The organism is Actinomadura roseirufa, from assembly GCF_900659635.1.
Taxonomy (GTDB): Bacteria; Actinomycetota; Actinomycetes; order Streptosporangiales; family Streptosporangiaceae; genus Spirillospora; species Spirillospora roseirufa.
The window spans coordinates 1-18,256 of the sequence record NZ_CAACVB010000162.1; the positions used below are offsets into that span (position 1 = coordinate 1).

The following is an 18,256-nucleotide window of genomic DNA, read 5'->3' on the forward strand; positions in this document are numbered from 1 at the left end:
CGGCCGGCCTGCCGATCCCGCTGGTGGACCGGGAGGACCCGGCCGCCGGGTTCCTCGCGGGCCTCACCGCGCTCGGGCCCGACGAGCTCGCCGCGGCCGTCGCGAACGCGCCCGAGCGCACGCCGGAGGTCCGGCTCGCGCTCGCCCGGGTCCGCATCGAGCTCGGCGCGTTCGGCGAGGCCGGCGAGCTGCTCGACGCGCTCGGCATCGAGCGGCCCGGTGACTGGCGGGTCGAGTGGTACCGGGCCGTGGCGCTGCTGGCCGCCGGGCGCCTCGACGAGGCCGCGCCGCGCTTCGACCGGCTGTACGGGCTGCTGCCCGGCGAGGCCGCGCCGAAGCTGGCGCTCGCCTACTGCCGTGAGCGGAGCGCGCCCGGCGAGGCCGTCCGGCTCTACGAGCTGGTCTGGCGGACCGACCGCGGCTACATCAACGCGGCCTTCGGGCTGGCGCGGGTGCACTTGGCCGCGGGCGACCGCGGCGGTGCCGTGGCCGCGCTCGACTCCGTCCCGACGATCTCCATCCGGTACATGCCGGCGCAGGCGGCGGCGGTCGCCACCGCGGTCCGCGGCCGTCCGGCCGGCGAGCTCACCGCCGCCGACCTGGTCGCCGCGGGCGACCGGCTCACCGGCCTCGACCTGGACGGGGAGCGCCGCGACCGGCTCGCCGCCGAGGTGCTGGAGGCCGCGCTGGACTGGCTGCGCGACGGCGGGGAAGCGCCGCCGGGCGGCGCGGCGCGGTCGGTCCTCGGCGTGCCGCTGCGGGAGCCGCGGCTGCGCGTGGAGCTGGAGCGCAGGTACCGGGTCCTGGCCAAGCTCGCCGCGGGCGCCGGGCAGCGGCACGCGCTCGTGCGGCGGGCCAACGCCGTCCGGCCGAGGACGTTGTTCTGACCGCCGCGCGAGCCGACCTGGGAGCCCGGACCATGAGCGATCCGCCCGAGTTCACGATCAGAGTCGATCAGAACCCCTACCTTCCCGACGGCGCGCGCGAGATGCACGCGATCGTCACCGTGGGGGCCCGCGCGGCGGGCGGCCCCTCCGGAGCCGCGGCGCGGCCGCCGGCCGTCGAGATCATCATCGTCGACTCCTCCGGGTCGATGTCCTACGGCGGCAAGCTGGCCGCGGCCAAGCGGGCCGCCAGGGCGGCGGTGAACGTGCTGCGCGACGGCGTGCGGTTCGCGGTGATCGCGGGCGCGAACCAGCCGCGGATGATCTACCCGCAGGGGGAGCGGCTGCAGCGGGCGAGCGCGAAGACGCGGCGCGCGGCGGCCGAGCGGATCGGCCGGCTGGAGGCGGCGGGCGGCACCGCGATCGGGTCGTGGCTGCGGCTGGCCGACCGGCTCGCCGCCGGGCACCGCGACGCCGTCCGGCACGCGATCCTGCTGACCGACGGCAAGAACCAGCACGAGAGCGCCGCGGAGCTGGACGCGGCGCTGCGGCAGTGCGCGGGCGGGTTCGTCTGCGACGCGCGCGGCGTCGGCACCGACTGGGACGTCGCCGAGCTCCGCACGATCACCACGGCGCTGCTCGGCGGGTTCCTCGACGTCCCCGACCCCGGTGACCTGGAGGCCGACTTCCGCGCGATGGCCCGGACCGCGATGGGCAAGGAGGTCGCCGACGTCGCGCTGCGCGTGTGGACGCCCCGGGGGGCGCGGCTGCGCTTCGTCAAGCAGATGGTGCCCGCCGTGCAGGATCTCACCGGGCGGCGCGCCGCGTCCGGGACGCAGACGGGCGACTACCCGCTCGGCGTGTGGGGCGCCGAGGAGCGCGAGTACCACCTGTGCGTGGAGGTCGAGCCGGGCGGCGTCGGGCGCCAGATGCGGGCGGCATGGGTGAAGCTCGTCGTCCCGGGGACGGGCGACGAGCCGGAGAGGGTCCTCGCCTCCGGCAACATCCTGGCGGAGTGGACCGAGGACGAGGCGCGGTCGACCAGGATCAACCGGCGCGTGGCCCACCACACCGGGCAGTCGGAGCTGGCCCAGGCCGTCCAGGAGGGCCTGGAGGCGCGCCGCGACGGCGACGAGGACCGCGCCACCGCCCGGCTGGGCCGCGCGGTCGTCCTCGCCCGGGACGTCGGCAACGAGCAGATCTCCGGCCTGCTCGACCGGGTCGTGGACGTCCTGGACCGGGAGCGGGGCACGGTCCGGCTCAAGCGCGAGGTCTCCAAGGCGGACGAGATGTCGCTGGACACCCGGTCCGTCCGCACGGTCCGCACGCGCCACGACGAGCCGCCCCCGGCCGAGGCGGGGGGCTGAGCGGTGTTCCAGAAGCCCGGCCCAGAGGGCTCGCCAGGGGTCTCGCCCCCTGACCGCCCTTACGCGAGCGCGGCGTCGCTTCGCGCTCTGCCCGGCGGGATCCGCCTCCGGCCTCGCCCCGCCCAGCGGGTATCGCGCTCGCACGACCGCCGGGCACCAGGGAGCGGGCGGGGCTCGCCCCCGGCGTCGTTGCCGGGGCCGGGCGCCCGCGCGACGGCCGAGGCCACCGTCGAAGCGCGTCCCGGGCGCGTGTGGACCTGCCCGGACGGTCGTGCGGGCATCGCGGGGTGCGTTCCGCGCGGGAAGGTGGACCCGGCATGACGGTGACACCGAGGCGGCAGGCGGCGGCCCCGGCCCACCCGGCCGCCGCGTCCCGGCCGCGCGGGCGGCCGGCGACGTTCGTGCGGGGGCGGTGGCTGCGCACCATCCCCGGTCAGCTTCGCGCGGGCACCGTGCTGGTGCTGCTGGCGGTCGTGGCGCTCCCGGCCGTCATGGGGATGGCCGTCCGGAACGCGCGCGACTCCGTCCAGACCATCGGGCACGACGCCGGGCCGCAGGTCGTCGCCACCGGCACGCTCTACTTCGCGCTCAGCGACATGGACGCGCAGGTCGCCAGCGTCCTGCTCATCGGGCGCGAGCACGGCCTCGGCATCGGCTACGACGAGACGTTGCGCGTGTACGACCGGCGCCGCGCCGAGGCCGACGCGGCGGCGGTGCAGGCCGCGCAGCTCGCCGCCCGCGACCCGGACCTGCGGCTGACCGTCCAGGAGGTGCTGCAGGGGCTCGGGCGGTACGAGCAGCTCGTCGGCGAGGCGAGGCTCCTGGACCGGCAGGCCGACCACCCGCCCGGCAGGCTGCCCGCGAAGGTCGTGGACGCCTACCGGCAGGCGACCGACCTGATGCGCCTCGAACTGCTCCCGAAGGCGTACAACATCACCCTCGACAGCGGCGCGAACGTCCGCCGGTCGATCGAGACCCAGCGCTCGGCGGTGCTGTCCGGGCGGGCGTGGGTGGCCCTGACGGGGACCCTCGTCGTGCTGCTCCTGGTCGCCGGGCAGGTCTTCCTCGCCCGGACGTTCCGCCGCGTCCTCAACCCGGCGCTCGTGCTGGCGACCGTCGCGACCGCCGCGCTCGTCGCCGTCGGCACGGGCCTGCTGTCCGCGCAGGCCGGGCACATGAGGACCGCCAAGGAGGACGGCTTCGACTCGATCCTGTCGCTGTCGCGCGCCCGCGCGATCAGCCACAGCGCGTTCGGCGACGAGAGCCGGTACCTGCTCGACCCCGCCCGCGCCGACACCTACGAGCAGACTTACCTCGACAAGTCCCTGTCGGTGCTCTACCCCGACATGGGCTCGCGGCCGGTGAACCTGGAGAACTACTACGCGACCCTGGACGAGCAGGTCGGCGCGTACACGCCCGGCAAGCCCGTCCCGTTCCTCGGCCTCCTCGGGACGGAGGCGCGCGACAGCGGCGCGAGCGGCCCGGAGGCCGACCAGCTCGCCCGGACCCTGAACGCCTACCGGACCGTCCTGGACAACGACCGGCGGATGCGGGACCTCGCCGCCCGGGGCGACCACGCCGGGGCGGTCGACCTGCGGATGGGACGCACGTCCAACGCGATTCTCCAGTTCGGTGCCTTCGACGCGGCGATCGGCTCGCTGACCGGCGTGCACCGGCACGCGTTCGACGAGGCCATCCGCGACGCCGACGGCGGGCTGCGGGGCTGGCGGGCCCTGCCGCCGGTCGTGGCGGCGGCCGTCGCCCTGCTGGTCGTCGCCGGGGTCCGCCCCCGGCTGGCGGAGTTCCGCTGACGTGGACGGAAGGGGAACGATGCGCGCCGTGCGCCGGACGACCGCCCACCGGACCGCCGTCCACCGGAGCGCCGCGCGCCGTGCGGTCGCCCTGGCCGCCGCGCTGGCCGTGGCGGCACTGCCGGCGGCCTGCGGGCTCGGCGGCTCCGGACGCCCGAGCGTCGCCCACAAGGGCACCCTGGTCATCGGGGTGAAGGCCGACCAGCCCGGCCTCGGGCTGCGGCGGAGCGAGCAGGGCGGCGGGTACGGCGGATTCGGCGAGTACGAGGGCTTCGACGTGGACGTCGCGACCTATGTCGCGGGGCGGCTGGGGGTGCCCCCGGACCGGATCCGCTTCCGCACGACCAACTCCTCCGTCCGGGAGAGGGCGCTGGCCGACGGCACCGTGGACATGATCTTCGCGACCTACTCGATCACGGCCCGGCGCAAGACGCTGGTGACGTTCGCGGGCCCGTACTACGTCGCCCACCAGGACACGCTCGTCCGCTCCGGGACGCGCGACATCCGCAACGTGCGGGATCTGAAGGGCCGCCGGATCTGCGCGGTGAACGGGTCGAACTCCTGGCGCCGCGTCGTGGAGGAGCGCAAGATCGCCGCCCGGCCGGTGGCGGCGCCGACCTACGGCGCGTGCATGGCCGACCTCGCCGCCGGGCGGATCGACGCGGTGTCCACCGACGACCTGATCCTCGCCGGGTTCGCCGCCGGCCGCGGCGGCACGATCGTCAACGCGCCGTTCACGGACGAGAAGTACGGCGTCGGCCTGCGGAAGGGCGACCTCGAAGGATGCGAGATGGTCAACCGCGCCATCACCCGCATGTACCAGGACGGGACGGCCGGGCGGCTGCTGCGCAAATGGTTCGGCGCGTCCGGGCTCAAGCTGACGACGAGCGTCCCGCAGTTCGAGGGCTGCACCTGACCGGGCGGCCGGAGCCGGGGTCAGTTGGGCGTCGTGGACGGGAGCGCGCCGAGCGCGTCCCCGAGCGTGTCGTAGATCGGGATGAACTTGTCCAGCCCGGTGATGGTGAAGACGCGCATGACGCGCGGGGGGATCGCGGCGAGCGCGACGGGGGCCTCCCGTTCCAGCGCGCGGCGGTGCGCGGCGACGATCGCGTTGAGACCGGTGGAGTCACAGAACGTGACCTCGCGCATGTCGACGACCAGGGGGGCGCCCGCGTCCACGACGGTCAGCAGCGTTTCCTCGAAGCGCGTTCGGGAGACCACGTCGATGTCGCCTTGCACGCGGACGAGCGTGTACCGGTCGTCCCGTATCAGGTGGATGTCGAAGTCCATGGGTCACCTCACACCCCGATTGGAGCTTTCCAGACCCGTCCCGGCTGATCTCAGCATCGCTCACCCGTGCCCGCATTCCAAGTGGTTCTCGGGAAAAGGAGCAGGTGGCCGGGGTGCGCACCGGGCGCGCCGCGCCCGGGAGGCACTGCGGGGACGGGCCTTCGGCAGGTCGCCCGCGCGCGGACCCCGATAAACCTACCGGAGGGAAACTTACCAGATGGTAAGAAATGGCGGGACGTCGTCGCTTCAGGCGTCCCTTATAATTCCCGTGGGACGAGACCTGACCTGCGGTAGATCCATTTTTGACCCGCCAGGCGGCGGGGAAAGCAGGCGGTGACCCGAGCCCGGATCGGCCCAGACGTTACAGTGGCGTTGCCGAATTCGGGAGGCTGGGTGTTCTACACGTTCATGACGCGCGTGGTGCGTCCGATCCTCTGGCTGGTCTTCCGCCCCCGGGTCGTGGGCGGCGAGAACGTGCCCAGCTACGGGCCGTTGATCGTGGCCAGCAACCACCTGTCGTTCATCGACAGCTTCATCATCCCCCTCGCCGTCCCGCGCCCGGTCACCTACATCGCCAAGGCCGACTACTTCGAGGGCGGCGGGCTGAAGAACGCCTTCGTCCGCTGGTTCCTCACCAACCTCGGGCACGTCCCGGTCCGGCGCGGCGCCAGGCGCGCCGCGATGGGCGCCCTGGAGCAGGCCGCCGAGGTCCTCGACAACAGCGGCGCGTTCGCGATCTACCCGGAGGGCACCCGCTCCCCGGACGGGCGGCTCTACCGCGGCCGCACCGGCGTGGGCTGGCTCGTCCTCACCTCCGGCGCCCGCGTGCTGCCCGTCGCTCTGGAGGGCACCGAGAAGATCCAGCCGATCGGCGCCTCCTTCCCGCGGCTCTTCGGCCCGCGGCCCACCGTGCGGATCGGCCCGCCGATGGACCTGTCGCACTACCGCGACCTGCCGCCCGCCAAGGCCCGCCGCGCCATCACCGACGAGATCGTCGAGACCATCAACAAGCTGTCCGGCCAGGACTACGCCGGCACCTACAACGAGCGCGCCAACCACCAGGGCTGACCCGCCGGGCCGATCGGGGACCGGACCGCCGTCCCCGATCTTCTCGATCCGAGGGCGTGTCGCCGACGGTGACTTGCCCGGTGTGCGCCGTAAGGTCGCCCGCATGGCCCACAGGCTCCTCCCGGTCACGCTGCTCGCGACCCTGGCGGCGGTGTCCGCCTGCGGCGGCGGAGACGAACGCGCCCAGCAGGTCCGCGACACCGGCCGGGCCGTGCTGCCCGGCATCGGCTTCACCTCCGCCCAGCTCGAGCAGGCGCTGCTGACCGAGACGCCGGGCTACCGGCGCGCCGGGGAGCCCGACTCGGGCGAGTACGGCTCGATCAGGGCCTTCAAGGACCTGGAGGAGTTGCGCGACCAGGCCGTGGTCGACCCGCCGCGCTGCAAGAACGGCGCGGCCGGCCCGGTCGGGAACGTGGACGCCGACGTCCCCGCGGCGCTCACGCTCTTCAACCGCGGCGACGGGCACACCGCCACCGAGGCGCTGATGGGGCTGCCCGCCGCGGCCGCCGAACGGCAGGTCATGGCGCGCGTCCCGCCCGGCTGCACGACCTTCAGGACGAAGGCCGGCTCAGAGTGGGCCGAGCACCGGGTGTACGAGACAGTGCAGGGGACGATCGGCGAGGGCTCCCGGACGGTCGGCGTCGCCACCGTCAGCGGCGGCGTCCTGTCCCGCACCTGGTACGTGGTGTTCAAGGACCGGCACTACCTCGGGACGATCACCGTCCACGGCCCGCGGGCCCGCCGCGCCGACGCCGAGCGGCTCGCCCGGCAGGCCCTCGACCGGGCACGCCAGATCCTGCGCTGAGCGCTCTCGCGGCGCGTCCGGCGCACCGGATAACGTTCGTCTACGCGGCCCCGCCGGGCCGCGCGCCGGCGCGGTCACCGCGATCCGGGCCACGTCGTCCAGCGGGGGTGTCCTTGATCGGCAAGGAGGGGCGGGTGACCGGCCGGATCGGTCCCGGCCTGGTCGGCGAGGTGATGATCGCCGTCCGCGGCGGCGTCGAGGCGTTCTACGCCCACCCGGTCGATCCGCGCGACGAGATCGGGGTCGGGACGATCATCGTCGTGGTCGAGTACCACCCGCCGCGCACGGTTTATGTCGCGCCCGCCCTTGGTTAGCTGAGAATGGCCCGATAAGGACGAACCGTCCGGTGCTCCGCCGCGTCTATGGGACAAGCGCGCGGGCCGCCGACCGGGACCCGGCGCCCGAGGGGAAGGGGACGCCGAATGCCCGTGATCGTCGCCGCCGGCGCCGTGGTGGTCGCCGTCATCGTGCTGATCGTGCTGTTCAAGATGGTCTGGCGGGTCGCCGAGCCCAACGAGGCCCTGATCATCTCGGGGCTGGGTGCCAGGTCCAAGCCGATCGACGGGGTGGACAGCCTGGGCTTCAAGATCATTACAGGCAAGGGCACGTCGGTGCTGCCCGGCTTCCAGACGGCCCGCCGGCTGCGACTCGACAGCCGCGCCGCCAACCTCGAGGTGCACTGCGTGACCCAGCAGGGCATCCCGGTGAAGGTCCGCGGTGTCGTGATCTACAAGGTCGGCGACGACTTCGTGTCGATCGCCAACGCGGCGCGCCGCTTCCTGGAGCAGCAGAAGTCGATGGACGGGGCGATCCACGAGCTGTTCACCGGCCACCTGCGGTCGATCATCGGCAACCTGACCGTCGAGGACCTCATCCTCAACCGCGAGCGGCTCACCTCCGAGACGCGCGGGTCGGCCGCCGACGAGATGAGCAAGCTCGGCCTGGTCGTGGACTCCCTGCAGATCCAGGAGATCGACGACGAGACCGGCTACATCACCAACCTGGGCCGCCCGCACGCCGCCAAGGTCGCCGCGGAGGCGCGCATCGCCGAGGCCGAGCGGAACCAGGAGGCCACCCAGAAGGAGCAGGCGGCCCTGCGGGAGAACGCCGCGGTGATCCGGGACACCGAGATCAAGAAGGCCGAGTACGAGGGGCAGGTCAGCCAGGCCGCGCAGCAGGCCCGCCAGGAGGTCATCCTCAAGGAGACCCGCAACGCCGAGCTGGAGGCCGAGCGCACCGAGAAGCGGCTGGAGAGCGAGATCCGCAAGCCCGCCGACGCCCGCGCCTACGAGCAGGTCAAGCTGGCCGAGGCCGACCGAGAGCAGCGCATCGCCCAGGCCCAGGCCGCCGCGACCGAGATCCAGCTGAAGGCGCAGCGCGAGGCCGAGGCGACCCGGCTGCTCGGTGAGGCGCAGGCCGAGGCGACCCGGCAGAAGGGCCTGGCGGAGGCCGAGGCCATCAAGGCGCGGGCGGACGCCCTCGCCCACAACACCGACGCGGTCATCGCCCAGCAGCTCGCCGAGAAGTGGCCGCAGATCGTCGAGGCCGGCGCCCAGGTGTTCGGCAACGTCGACAACATGGTCGTGCTCAACGGCGCCGAGGGCATCGAGGACATGCTCGCCAAGGCGCTCACGCTGGGCGGCACCGGCCTCGGCGTCGCCCGGCAATTGCTCGCCGGTATGAACGGCCAGAGCAGCCAGAACGGCCAGAACAGTGCCGTTCCCCCCATTCCGGCGGGTCCGCCGCAGGAGAGCTGACCCTCCGGGTTCCGAGGACATCGGCGACGGCCCGGCACGCGCGCACCGGCGACGGACCGCGCGCGTGCTGGGCCGGTTTTGTATGAACGCAGGGGGTCCGGGCCGATAGGTTCGGAGCATGTCCGTGCCGCGGCTCGCCGTCACCGTCGACCTCGTCGTCCTCACCGTGCGGGCGCAGCGGCTCTGCGCGCTGATGTGGCGGCGCGACCGGGCGCCCTACGACGGGGCGTGGTCGCTGCCCGGCGGGTTCATCCAGCTGGACGAGGACCTGCCCGCCGCCGCGTCACGGCTGATGGCCGAGCGCGCGGGCCTGGCGGACGTGCGGATCCACCTGGAGCAGCTCGCCACCTACGGCTACCCCGACCGCGACCCCCGGCAGCGGGTGGTGAGCGTCGCCTACCTCGGCCTCGCGCCCGACCTGCCCGCCTCCAGCCGCGCGCAGGTGCTGTGGACGGCCGTCGACGACCTCATCCACCACGACCGGGCCGCGTTCGACCACCGGCGGATCCTGTGCGACGGCGTCGAGCGGGCGCGGGCCAAGCTGGAGTACACCTCGCTGGCCGCCGCGTTCTGCCCGCCCGAGTTCACCGTCGCCGAGTTGCGCCGGGTGTACGAGATCGTCTGGGGCACCGTGCTGGATCCCCGGAACTTCCACCGCAAGGTCACCGGGGCCGACCGGTTCCTCGTCCCCATCGACCGGACGACGACCCGGGACGGGGGCCGGCCGGCCCGTCTCTACGCCCGCGGCGAGGCCGAGCAGCTGCGCCCGCCGATGCTGCGCCCGCGCCCGGACACCGGGCCGGGCCCCGCCCGCCGCGCCCCGTCCGGGACCGCTTGACCTGGGGCGATGTTCCGAGCATGGTGGGCCGGTTGCTAGTTTCTCACCCTATGAACGGTGAAGCGTCGCACGTGCTGAGCCTGCTCGTCCGCGACATCGGTGAGGCCGGTGTCGCGGAGATGGCGGGCTCTCCCGGGCTGGCCGCCGCCGTCGACCAGCACGTGGCGTTCCTGCGCGACGAGCTCGCCGGTCCCGGCGGCACCCCCGACGAGGGCGCGCTGATGGAGTACCTGCGGGAGTTCGCCGAGGACGCGTGCGGCCGCGGCTGGTGGCCCTGCAGCACCCGAGACTGGGAGTTCGTCCGGATCGTGGCGGTCTGCTGGCTGATGCGGCAGGTCACCGGCGGCTAGCCTCCGGCGGCCCCGCCCCTTCGCCCAGGCCGCGGAGATCCGTAGGCTGGACGGCGACCACCCATGTTCACCTGGAGGACAACGGTGTCCGACGTCACCACTCCCCGCTTCCGTTCCGTCCTCGACCGGTTCGTGGCCTACAAGCCAGGAAAGGTCGTGGTGTCGCCCGACGGGCGCTCGTTCAAGCTGTCGTCCAACGAGTCGCCGCACGGCCCCCTCCCCTCGGTGCTGGAGGCGATCGGCGAGGCGGCCCGCTCGGTCAACCGCTATCCCGACAACAACGCCACCGCGCTGATCGACGCGATCGCCGGGCACTGCGGCGTCCCCGCCGACCACGTCGCGGTGGGCTGCGGGTCCGTCGGGGTGTCCCAGATGCTGCTGGAGGCGGTGGCGGAGCCGGGCGCCGAGATCGTGTACGCGTGGCGGTCGTTCGAGGCGTACCCGCTGCTGGTGGCGCTGTCCGGGGCCACCTCGGTGCAGGTGCCGCTGCGGGAGGAGACCCACGACCTCACCGCGATGGCCGGCGCGATCTCCGAGCGGACCCGGCTGATCTTCGTGTGCAACCCGAACAACCCCACCGGGACGGTCGTCGGGCGCGCCGAGATCGAGGCGTTCCTGGACCGCGTCCCCGAGGACTGCCTGGTGGTCCTGGACGAGGCGTACCGCGAGTACGTCCGCGACGACGAGGTCCCCGACGGGCTGGAGCTGTACGGCGACCGGCCCAACCTGGTGATCCTGCGCACGTTCTCCAAGGCCTACGGGCTCGCCGGGCTGCGGATCGGCTACCTCGTCGCGCACCCCCTGGTGGCCGGGGCGATCCGCAAGACGTTCCTGCCGTTCAGCGTGAACGCCGTGGCGCAGGCGGCGGGCATCGCCTCGCTGGCGGCCACCGACGAGCTGCTGGCGCGGGTGGAGGGCACCGTGAAGGAGCGCGACCGCGTCCGCGGCGCCCTGCTCGCCGACGGCTGGACGGTCCCGCCGACCGAGGCCAACTTCGTCTGGCTGCGGCTCGGCGAGCGGACGATGGAGTTCTCCGAGGCCTGTGACGCGCAGGGCGTCAGCGTCCGTCCGTTCCCCGGCGAGGGCGCCCGCGTGTCGATCGGCTCACCCGAGGAGAACGACGCGTTCCTGGCCGTGGCGAGGGCGTTCCCCCACCGCGGCTGACGGGGCCCCCGGCGGCGCGGTCGCCGGGTGTGCTCCCGCCCCCGGACCGGCGCGCGTCCGGGGGCGGCGCCGCCCGCGGGGCGGGCCGGCCCCGCTCGGACGCCGCCGGTGTCAGCTGGTGTTCGCCTTCGGGCCGAGCTTCTCCACGATCAGCCGGTAGAGCTGGCGCGGCCGGCCGGGCTGCGGCGTCCGGTTCGGCGGCAGCGGCCAGGCCAGGCCCTCCTCGACGAGGGTGCGCAGCAGCCGGCGGGCGGTGCGCGGGGTGACGCCGAGCATCTTGCCCGCGTTCTCCGCGTCCACGATCAGCGGCTGCTCCTGGTCGCCGAGCTTGTCGGCGAGCCGGGCGAGGATCTCCAGCCCCTTCGGCTTGGCCTGCGGCTGGCTGTTGCGCGGCGGGGTGCGCGGGGCGGGCACGAGGGCCCGGCCGTCGCGGTCCAGAGCGAAGCCCTGGGCCCGCTGCGAGCTCTGCGACCGTGCCAGCGCCGCCCGCGCGTGGTTCTCGGCCTCGTGCGCCGTGCGGCCCATGCCGATGCCGACCTCGATGGCGAGGCCGAGCTCCTCCCGGACGCGCTCGACGAACGGCGGCGTGCGGAAGCCCTCGGTGGAGGCGGTGACCGAGCCGCGGGTGGCGATGACCAGGTAGCTGTGGTCGTCCAGGGGCCACACCGAGGCGTTCATCCGGTGCGCCTCCTGGAGCAGCACCCGGTGCAGCGCCAGCTTCAGCTCGTCGCGCCAGTAGCGCGGGGTGACGCGGCGCGGCGTCTCGCGCAGCGTCGGCACGTCCACCAGCACCACGACGAGCTGCGACTCCTCCAGCCGGTGGTGGGCGCCGAGCAGCGCCGCGGTCTGCAGCGAGCTGCGGATGGCCGCGCCGGTGGGCCGGACCCGGATGGTCGGCACGCCGGCCATCTCCATCCGCTCCGCGGTCGCGTGCACGCAGGTCATCGCGACCGTCGTCGCGCCCCGCCGCCACAGCCGCTCGTGGAAGGCGGCGAGCGTTCCCGGCCCGGCCGCCTCCTCGCGCAGGTGCACCTGCTCGGTGCCGAGACTGATCTCGGCGTAGGCCTCCTCGACCTCGGCCCGGCCGAGGACGTCGATGCTCACCCGGGACGGGTCGAACCGCTCGTCCAGCGACGCCCGCAGCAGCGCGCCCTGGAGGGCGGCGCCGTTCAGCGGCACATAGGTGGCGGGCATCGTCAGCACGCCCGCCTTGCGGGCGAAGTCGTAGGGCACCGGGCTGGCGAACAGGCAGACGTCCACGCCCGAGCCGAGCCGGACGACCTTGTCGGCCGCCTCCTGCTCGTCCCGGTACGCGGCCGCCACCAGCCGGCTCGGTACCGGGGTGGGGCCGTGGCCCATCAGCATGACCCGTTCTACGAGGTCATGAGGGCCTACGACGCCGATCGTGAGGTCGGGGGTGACCGACCCCGTTCGTGCGGCCGTCATCGATGATCGCTCGCTTCCGGTCCATCCTCTCGGCGGGGGTCCGGCCCCGGCCATGCGTTCGCGCACGCTCCGCCCAACGGTTGACTCATGGCTTGTCGCCCCTGCCTTCTGACCCAGCACCGCAGTTCCCGTGCGATTCGTTCCTCAGTGGGCAGATCGGGTCAGGGCGACGATGTGTGACGCCCAGACGCGAAATCGAATCAAGAGTGCGGCGAAAAAGTAACCTACGCGACCCCCCAGTCAGTAATTTGTCACCATTCGGGCAGTCTTGATCCTGCATCTTCGGTCGTCCGAAGTTGAAAAACAAGACCCGAAAACACCGCTAGGGGGCCTTCCTGACGCTGTCGCGCACTGAGAAGACCCCTGCGGTGTCCGTTCGGTTTACGCGCGGGCCGAAACCGCCCGACTTGATCACCTGCTCGGATGAAAGACAACGGATCCGTCCAGGCCGGGGCGTCGGGCCGGCAGTGTGAATTTTTACCGCGTTACGGACATGCCACACCGGAGCGTTCCAGTCATGACACCGCAGGTCAAAGGGTGTACCAGTGGTGGTGAAGAAGGATATTAGATGAGCTGGGAGTAGTTGCTCGGTAACGCCGTGCTGAGTAGTTTGGCCCCTTATCGTGACAGGCCGGGTCAGGGGCTACTCGAAAGCGGGTCAGATGTCACTGTTCCATCCTGCCCATCGCAGGCCACTTGCGGACGGCCTCCGGACGTAAGTGACCACCCGGTCGGAATGTGATCGGGCCCAACGCCAAGGCGCCCGGACGTTACGTCCGGGCGCCGATGGTGACTCAATGGGCACTCTCCGGGGTGGAAACGCTCCCCGGGAGCACGTGGATCAGTCGGCCTCGCGGACGATGTCGGCGCCGAGCTGGGACAGGCGCTCGGCGGTGTGGGCGTGGCCGCGGTCGAGGTAGTAGGCGGACGTGATCGTCGTCTCGCCCTCGGCGGCCAGGCCCGCCAGCACCAGGGCGCTGCCGCAGCGCAGGTCGTGTGCCTCGACCTCCGCGCCGCGGAGCGCGCGCGGGCCGTTCACCTTCGCGCGGTTGCCGTCGACCTCGATGTCGGCGCCCATCTTGCCGAGCTCGGCGGCCAGCTTGAACCGGCCGTCGAAGATGCGCTCGTAGATGTAGGACGGCCCCTCGGCGAGGCAGGACAGCGCCATGATCGGCGACTGCAGGTCGGTGGCGAAGCCCGGGTACTCGTCGGTGATGACGTTGATCGGGCGGAGCGTGCGGTCGCGGCGGACCTGGAGCACGGCGCCCTGCTGGTGGAACTCGACGCCCATCTGCTCCAGCTTGTCGGCCGCGACGCCGAGGTGCTCCAGCGTGGCGCCGACGAGGTTGAGGTCGCCGCCGGTGATCGCGGCGGCCATCACGAAGACGCCGGTGTCGATCCGGTCGGGCATCACGGTGTGCTCGACGGCGGTCAGCTCGTCCACGCCCTCGACGGTGATGAACCCGGTGCCGCCGCCGCTGATCCGCGCGCCCATGGCCTGCAGGATCGCGATGTTGTCGAGCACCTCCGGCTCCAGCGCCGCGTTCTTGATCAGCGTGGTGCCCTGCGCCAGCGCGGCCGCCATGATCAGGTTCTCGGTGCCGGTGTGCGACGGGGTGTCGCAGTACAGCGTCCCGCCGCGCAGGTCGCCGGCCTTGATGTGGATGATCCCGTCGCCGTTGTCGGCCACGTGCTCGGTGACCGTGGCGCCCATCCGCTTGAAGCCGTTGTAGTGGAAGTCCAGGTTGCGGCTGCCGAGGTTGCAGCCGCCGACGCCCTCGATCACGGCCTCGCCGAGCCGGTGCAGCAGCGCCGGGACGAACAGGAACGAGCCGCGGAACCGGGAGGCGATGTCGGCCGGGAGCACCGGGCTGCTGAGCGAGGAGGCGTCGATGACGAGGGTCCGCTCGGTCTCGTGCAGCTCGGCCTTGGCGCCGACCGCCCGCGCGAGCTCCACCGCGCGCCGCACGTCCTCGATGATCGGGACGTTCCGCAGGACGGTCCGGCCCCGGGACGCCATCAGGGAGGCGCCGATCATCGGCAGGACCGCGTTCTTGGCCCCCTGGATGAAGACCGTGCCGTGCAGACGCCTGCCGCCGCGCACGCGGTAGCGAACCTCGTGGCCCATGCTCATGCCGCCTTACTCCTTCTTAGGTGCGGTTACGGTGCCTACCCGATACAAGTGGGACTAACGGCGGATCACGAGCCGAGCGCCGAACGGTGTCCCCCCGCTGCGCCAACGCGACCCCAGTAAACCATCGGGCCGGAGCCGTGGTGTCCGGTCCGCGCCACATGGGCAACGGTCTGCTCGTTGAGATGCCGCCGTACCCCCAAAGGTTCGGCCCACACCGCGGCGGTCAGCCGAACGGGCGCCCGGTCAGCCGCTCGTACGCCTCGACGTACTTGGCGCGGGTGCGCTCGACGATGGCCTCGGGCAGGGGCGGCGGCGCCGCGCCGGACGCGCGGTCCCAGCCCGATTCGGGCGACAGCAGCCAGTCCCGGACGAACTGCTTGTCGAAGGACGGCTGGGCCCGTCCGGGCTCCCAGGCGTCCGCGGGCCAGAACCGGGACGAGTCGGGCGTGAGCACCTCGTCGGCGAGGACGAGCGCGCCGTCCGGCGCCCAGCCCAGCTCGATCTTGGTGTCGGCGACGATGATGCCGCGCTCGCGGGCCAGCTCGGCACCGCGCCGGTAGACGGCGAGGGTGGTGTCGCGGAGCCGGGCGGCGACGTCGCCGCCCACCGCGGCCGCCACCTCGGCGAAGGTCATCGGCGCGTCGTGCTCGCCGACGTCGGCCTTGGTCGTGGGGGTGAAGATCGGCTCGGGCAGCCGGGAGCCGTCCACCAGCCCGGCCGGCAGCGGGACGCCGCAGACCGACCCGGTGGCCCGGTAGTCGGCGAGGCCCGAACCGGTGAGGTGGCCGCGGGCGACGCACTCGACCTTGACCATGTCGAGGCGGCGCGCGACGACCGACCGTCCGGCCCATTCGGCGGGCGCGCCGGGGGGCAGGTCGGTGGACAGCACGTGGTTCGGCAGCAGGTCCGCGAGCCGCTCGAACCACCACAGCGAGAGCTGGGTCAGGATGCGGCCCTTGTCCGGGATGGGGGTGTCCAGGACGTAGTCGAACGCGGAGATCGTGTCGCGGGCCACCATGAGCAGCTCGCCGCCGGGCAACTCGTACAGGTCCCGGACCTTGCCGCTGTGCAGGTGCTTCATCGGGCCTCCAGGACCTCGACGGGGTCGCCCAGCGTGATCCTGCCGAGCGTCCGGGGGATGCAGTTCTGGCCGAACAGGACCTTGCCGTCGGCCTTGCGGTAGGTGGCGAGGGTGCGCAGCGGCTCGCGGCCCCGCTCGCCGGTGCGCTGGTCGGTGGTGGTGACCAGGCAGCGGGCGCACGGCCTGACGGTCTCGATCACGGTCTCGCCGATCCGGAGCAGCCGGGCCGCGTCCTCGCCGAACGGGCCGAGCCCCTCCAGGACGAGGCTCGGCCGGAACCGGTTCATCGGGAGCGGGTCGTCCAGCCGCCCGTTGAGGTCGGCGAGCGACTCGGCGGAGATGACCAGCAGCGGGAACCCGTCGGCGAACATCAGCTCGCCGTCGCCGGCGACGGTGGCCCGGTGCCCGGTGAAGCGGACGAGCCGGCAGCCGCGGCCGAGCAGTCCGCCGAACCACGCGGCCGCCTCGTCGCCCTGGTCGACGCCCCGGCAGTCGCGCCGGTGCACGCTCACGTCGAGGACCTCGCCGTCGTCCACGGCCTTGTGGACGAGCGGCGCGGTGCCCGGCGCCCGCACGGTCAGGACCTCGCCGTCGTAGGACGGGCGCAGCAGCGCCATCCGGGCGACGTCCCGCTGGGACAGGAAACGGCCCTCCGGGCCGGCCAGCATGAACTCCCGGTCGAACGGCAGCCCGCGCGCGGTCAGCTCGCAGGTGCGCAGCGCCGTCCCGCCGCCGCCCTTGAGGGGGTAGGCGTTCAGCCCGGTCAGGGTGGCGGTCACGGTCCCTCCGTCGGTCGGTCGGTCGGCTCGTCGGTCGGTCGGCTGGGCCGGTCGGCTCCGCCGGCGGGTCAGCTCAGCGCGGTGAGGCGGTCGAAGACGGGACCGAGCCGCTCGACGAAGCGCTCGGGGCGGCACACGCCGTCCAGGCGCGCCTCGTCCAGCGTCAGGCCCGCCTCGGCGGCGTGCTTGCGCAGCGTCTCGCGGAACGGGACGCCGCTCTCCCAAGTCTCCATCGCGGCCTTCTGGACGAGCGGGTACGCCTCGTCGTCGCGGGACATGCCCGCCTCGACCAGCTCCAGCAGCACGGTCGAGGTGTAGATCAGGCCGCCGGTGGACTCCAGGTTGGCCGTCATGCGGTCGGCGTCGACGACCAGGCCCGACATGAGCCGGTCGGTGAGGTTGAGCATGTAGTCCAGCGCGATGGACGCGTCGGGCAGCGCGATCCGCTCGGTGGAGGAGTGCGAGATGTCGCGCTCGTGCCAGAGCGGGATGCCCTCCAGCACCGGGACGATCTGCGCGCGGACGATCCGCGCCATCCCGGCGAGCCGCTCGGAGATGATCGGGTTCTTCTTGTGCGGCATGGCCGAGGAGCCCTTCTGGCCCTTGCCGAACGGCTCCCACAGCTCGCGGACCTCGGTGCGCTGGCCGTGCCTGACCTCCAGCGCGATCGCCTCGCACACCGTCGCCATGATCGCCAGCGCGGACGTCCACTCGGCGATCCCGTCGCGGATGACGACCTGGGTGGACACGTCGGCCGTCGCGAGCCCGAGCCTGCGGGCGACGTGCCGCTCGACGGCCGGGTCGATGTTGGAGTAGGTCCCGACCGCGCCGGAGATCGCCATCACGGCGACGGCCTCGCGGGCGCGGCGGAGCCGGTCCCGGGAGCGGGCCATGGCGAAGGCGAAGTCGGCGACCCGGTGCCCCCACACGTCCGGCTCGCCGTGGATGCCGTGCGTGCGGCCGACGCGCAGGGTCGCCCGGTGCGCCAGCGCGTGGTCGCGCAGCGTCGCCACGAGCCGGTCGGCCTTGGCGAGCAGGATGTCGGTGGCCTCGGCGAGCTGGAGGGCGAGCGCGGTGTCGAGCAGGTCGGACGAGGTCATGCCGAAGTGGACGTACCGGGCGGCCTCGCGGGGCTCGGTGTTGTCCGCCCACGCCGACAGGAACGCGATCACGTCGTGCTGGGTGACCGCCTCGATCGCGTGCACCGCCTCCGGCGTCGGCGGCGGTGCCTTGCGCACCGGCTCGACCACCTCCGGCGGGATCGTGCCGGCCTCGGCGTGGGCCTCGACGACGAGGACCTCCACCTGGCACCACAGCTCGTACTTGTGCGCGTCGCTCCAGACGCGCCCCATCTCCGGAAGTGTGTACCGCTCAATCACCCGATGATTGTCCCAGGTCGCCCGCGTGCCGCCGCCGCCGTGGACCCGGCCGATGACGACGACGTGGTCGCCGGCCTCGAAGTGCCGTTCCGCGGTGCACTCC

17 protein-coding genes are annotated in these 18,256 nt (G+C 73.2%); 11 read left to right on the top strand and 6 right to left on the bottom strand.

Going from position 1 to position 18,256, the window contains the following annotated elements:
* From E1291_RS27795 to E1291_RS27810, 4 genes are all read left to right on the top strand, one after another.
* Nucleotides 1-887: tetratricopeptide repeat protein (locus tag E1291_RS27795; protein WP_278045288.1), on the top strand; the 887-nt coding region annotated here is incomplete at its 5' end.
* A gap of 32 nt (nucleotides 888-919) precedes the next feature.
* Complete coding sequence (locus E1291_RS27800; protein ID WP_131741041.1) at nucleotides 920-2,251, top strand: VWA domain-containing protein; 1,332 nt, start codon at nucleotides 920-922, stop codon at nucleotides 2,249-2,251.
* Between the two features lie 317 nt (nucleotides 2,252-2,568).
* Complete coding sequence (locus E1291_RS27805; protein ID WP_242614414.1) at nucleotides 2,569-4,062, top strand: GlnX family signal transduction membrane protein; 1,494 nt, start codon at nucleotides 2,569-2,571, stop codon at nucleotides 4,060-4,062.
* Between the two features lie 19 nt (nucleotides 4,063-4,081).
* A complete protein-coding gene (locus E1291_RS27810) occupies nucleotides 4,082-4,978 on the top strand; it encodes a glutamate ABC transporter substrate-binding protein (protein WP_131741042.1) in 897 nt (298 codons plus the stop codon).
* A gap of 20 nt (nucleotides 4,979-4,998) precedes the next feature.
* Here the strand turns inward: E1291_RS27810 and E1291_RS27815 are convergent, their stop codons facing one another.
* Complete coding sequence (locus E1291_RS27815; RefSeq protein WP_131741043.1) at nucleotides 4,999-5,352, bottom strand: STAS domain-containing protein; 354 nt, start codon at nucleotides 5,350-5,352, stop codon at nucleotides 4,999-5,001.
* 393 nt (nucleotides 5,353-5,745) lie between these two features.
* Between E1291_RS27815 and E1291_RS27820 the strand changes: the two genes are divergently transcribed.
* From E1291_RS27820 to hisC, 7 genes are all read left to right on the top strand, one after another.
* Nucleotides 5,746-6,420 carry a lysophospholipid acyltransferase family protein gene (locus tag E1291_RS27820; protein WP_131741044.1) on the top strand — a complete coding sequence of 225 codons (675 nt, stop codon included), beginning with the start codon at nucleotides 5,746-5,748 and terminating at the stop codon, nucleotides 6,418-6,420.
* A gap of 103 nt (nucleotides 6,421-6,523) precedes the next feature.
* Nucleotides 6,524-7,225 carry a hypothetical protein gene (locus E1291_RS27825; RefSeq protein WP_131741045.1) on the top strand — a complete coding sequence of 234 codons (702 nt, stop codon included), beginning with the start codon at nucleotides 6,524-6,526 and terminating at the stop codon, nucleotides 7,223-7,225.
* Between the two features lie 134 nt (nucleotides 7,226-7,359).
* The gene (locus E1291_RS27830) at nucleotides 7,360-7,539 is read left to right on the top strand and encodes an NfeD C-terminal domain-containing protein (RefSeq protein WP_131741046.1); all 180 of its coding nucleotides are present in this window, start codon (nucleotides 7,360-7,362) and stop codon (nucleotides 7,537-7,539) included.
* 108 nt (nucleotides 7,540-7,647) lie between these two features.
* Nucleotides 7,648-8,982, top strand: a complete 1,335-nt coding sequence (locus E1291_RS27835) for a flotillin family protein (RefSeq protein WP_131741047.1) — start codon at nucleotides 7,648-7,650, stop codon at nucleotides 8,980-8,982.
* Nucleotides 8,983-9,100: 118 nt separating this feature from the next.
* Entirely contained in the window at nucleotides 9,101-9,820 is a 720-nt protein-coding gene (locus E1291_RS27840; RefSeq protein ID WP_131741048.1) for an NUDIX hydrolase, read from the top strand.
* Nucleotides 9,821-9,870: 50 nt separating this feature from the next.
* Nucleotides 9,871-10,170 (top strand): DUF6401 family natural product biosynthesis protein, encoded by a 300-nt coding sequence (locus tag E1291_RS27845; protein ID WP_131741049.1) that lies wholly within the window; start codon nucleotides 9,871-9,873, stop codon nucleotides 10,168-10,170.
* A gap of 84 nt (nucleotides 10,171-10,254) precedes the next feature.
* A complete protein-coding gene (gene hisC / locus E1291_RS27850; RefSeq protein WP_242614415.1) occupies nucleotides 10,255-11,334 on the top strand; it encodes a histidinol-phosphate transaminase in 1,080 nt (359 codons plus the stop codon).
* A gap of 111 nt (nucleotides 11,335-11,445) precedes the next feature.
* Here the strand turns inward: hisC and E1291_RS27855 are convergent, their stop codons facing one another.
* From E1291_RS27855 to purB, 5 genes are all read right to left on the bottom strand, one after another.
* Nucleotides 11,446-12,780, bottom strand: a complete 1,335-nt coding sequence (locus E1291_RS27855; protein ID WP_207400971.1) for a transcriptional regulator — start codon at nucleotides 12,778-12,780, stop codon at nucleotides 11,446-11,448.
* Nucleotides 12,781-13,621: 841 nt separating this feature from the next.
* A complete protein-coding gene (murA, locus tag E1291_RS27860; RefSeq protein ID WP_131741055.1) occupies nucleotides 13,622-14,908 on the bottom strand; it encodes a UDP-N-acetylglucosamine 1-carboxyvinyltransferase in 1,287 nt (428 codons plus the stop codon).
* Between the two features lie 229 nt (nucleotides 14,909-15,137).
* Entirely contained in the window at nucleotides 15,138-15,995 is an 858-nt protein-coding gene (locus tag E1291_RS27865) for a phosphoribosylaminoimidazolesuccinocarboxamide synthase (protein WP_131741051.1), read from the bottom strand.
* On the bottom strand, nucleotides 15,992-16,774 hold the full coding sequence (locus E1291_RS27870; protein WP_131741052.1) for an MOSC domain-containing protein: 783 nt from the start codon (nucleotides 16,772-16,774) through the stop codon (nucleotides 15,992-15,994). Before E1291_RS27870 ends, E1291_RS27865 begins: the two co-directional genes overlap by 4 nt.
* Nucleotides 16,775-16,842: 68 nt before the next feature.
* Entirely contained in the window at nucleotides 16,843-18,153 is a 1,311-nt protein-coding gene (purB, locus tag E1291_RS27875; protein ID WP_131741056.1) for an adenylosuccinate lyase, read from the bottom strand.
* Nucleotides 18,154-18,256 lie beyond the last annotated feature (103 nt).

Coding starts and splice junctions, on each gene's coding strand:
- E1291_RS27865 (WP_131741051.1), bottom strand. CDS start 15,995: ATGAAGCACCTGCACAGCGGCAAGGTCCGGGACCTGTACGAGTTGCCC.
- E1291_RS27825 (WP_131741045.1), top strand. CDS start 6,524: ATGGCCCACAGGCTCCTCCCGGTCACGCTGCTCGCGACCCTGGCGGCG.
- E1291_RS27840 (WP_131741048.1), top strand. CDS start 9,101: ATGTCCGTGCCGCGGCTCGCCGTCACCGTCGACCTCGTCGTCCTCACC.
- E1291_RS27815 (WP_131741043.1), bottom strand. CDS start 5,352: ATGGACTTCGACATCCACCTGATACGGGACGACCGGTACACGCTCGTC.
- E1291_RS27835 (WP_131741047.1), top strand. CDS start 7,648: ATGCCCGTGATCGTCGCCGCCGGCGCCGTGGTGGTCGCCGTCATCGTG.
- E1291_RS27845 (WP_131741049.1), top strand. CDS start 9,871: ATGAACGGTGAAGCGTCGCACGTGCTGAGCCTGCTCGTCCGCGACATC.
- E1291_RS27805 (WP_242614414.1), top strand. CDS start 2,569: ATGACGGTGACACCGAGGCGGCAGGCGGCGGCCCCGGCCCACCCGGCC.
- E1291_RS27810 (WP_131741042.1), top strand. CDS start 4,082: ATGCGCGCCGTGCGCCGGACGACCGCCCACCGGACCGCCGTCCACCGG.
- murA (WP_131741055.1), bottom strand. CDS start 14,908: ATGGGCCACGAGGTTCGCTACCGCGTGCGCGGCGGCAGGCGTCTGCAC.
- E1291_RS27800 (WP_131741041.1), top strand. CDS start 920: ATGAGCGATCCGCCCGAGTTCACGATCAGAGTCGATCAGAACCCCTAC.
- E1291_RS27855 (WP_207400971.1), bottom strand. CDS start 12,780: ATGACGGCCGCACGAACGGGGTCGGTCACCCCCGACCTCACGATCGGC.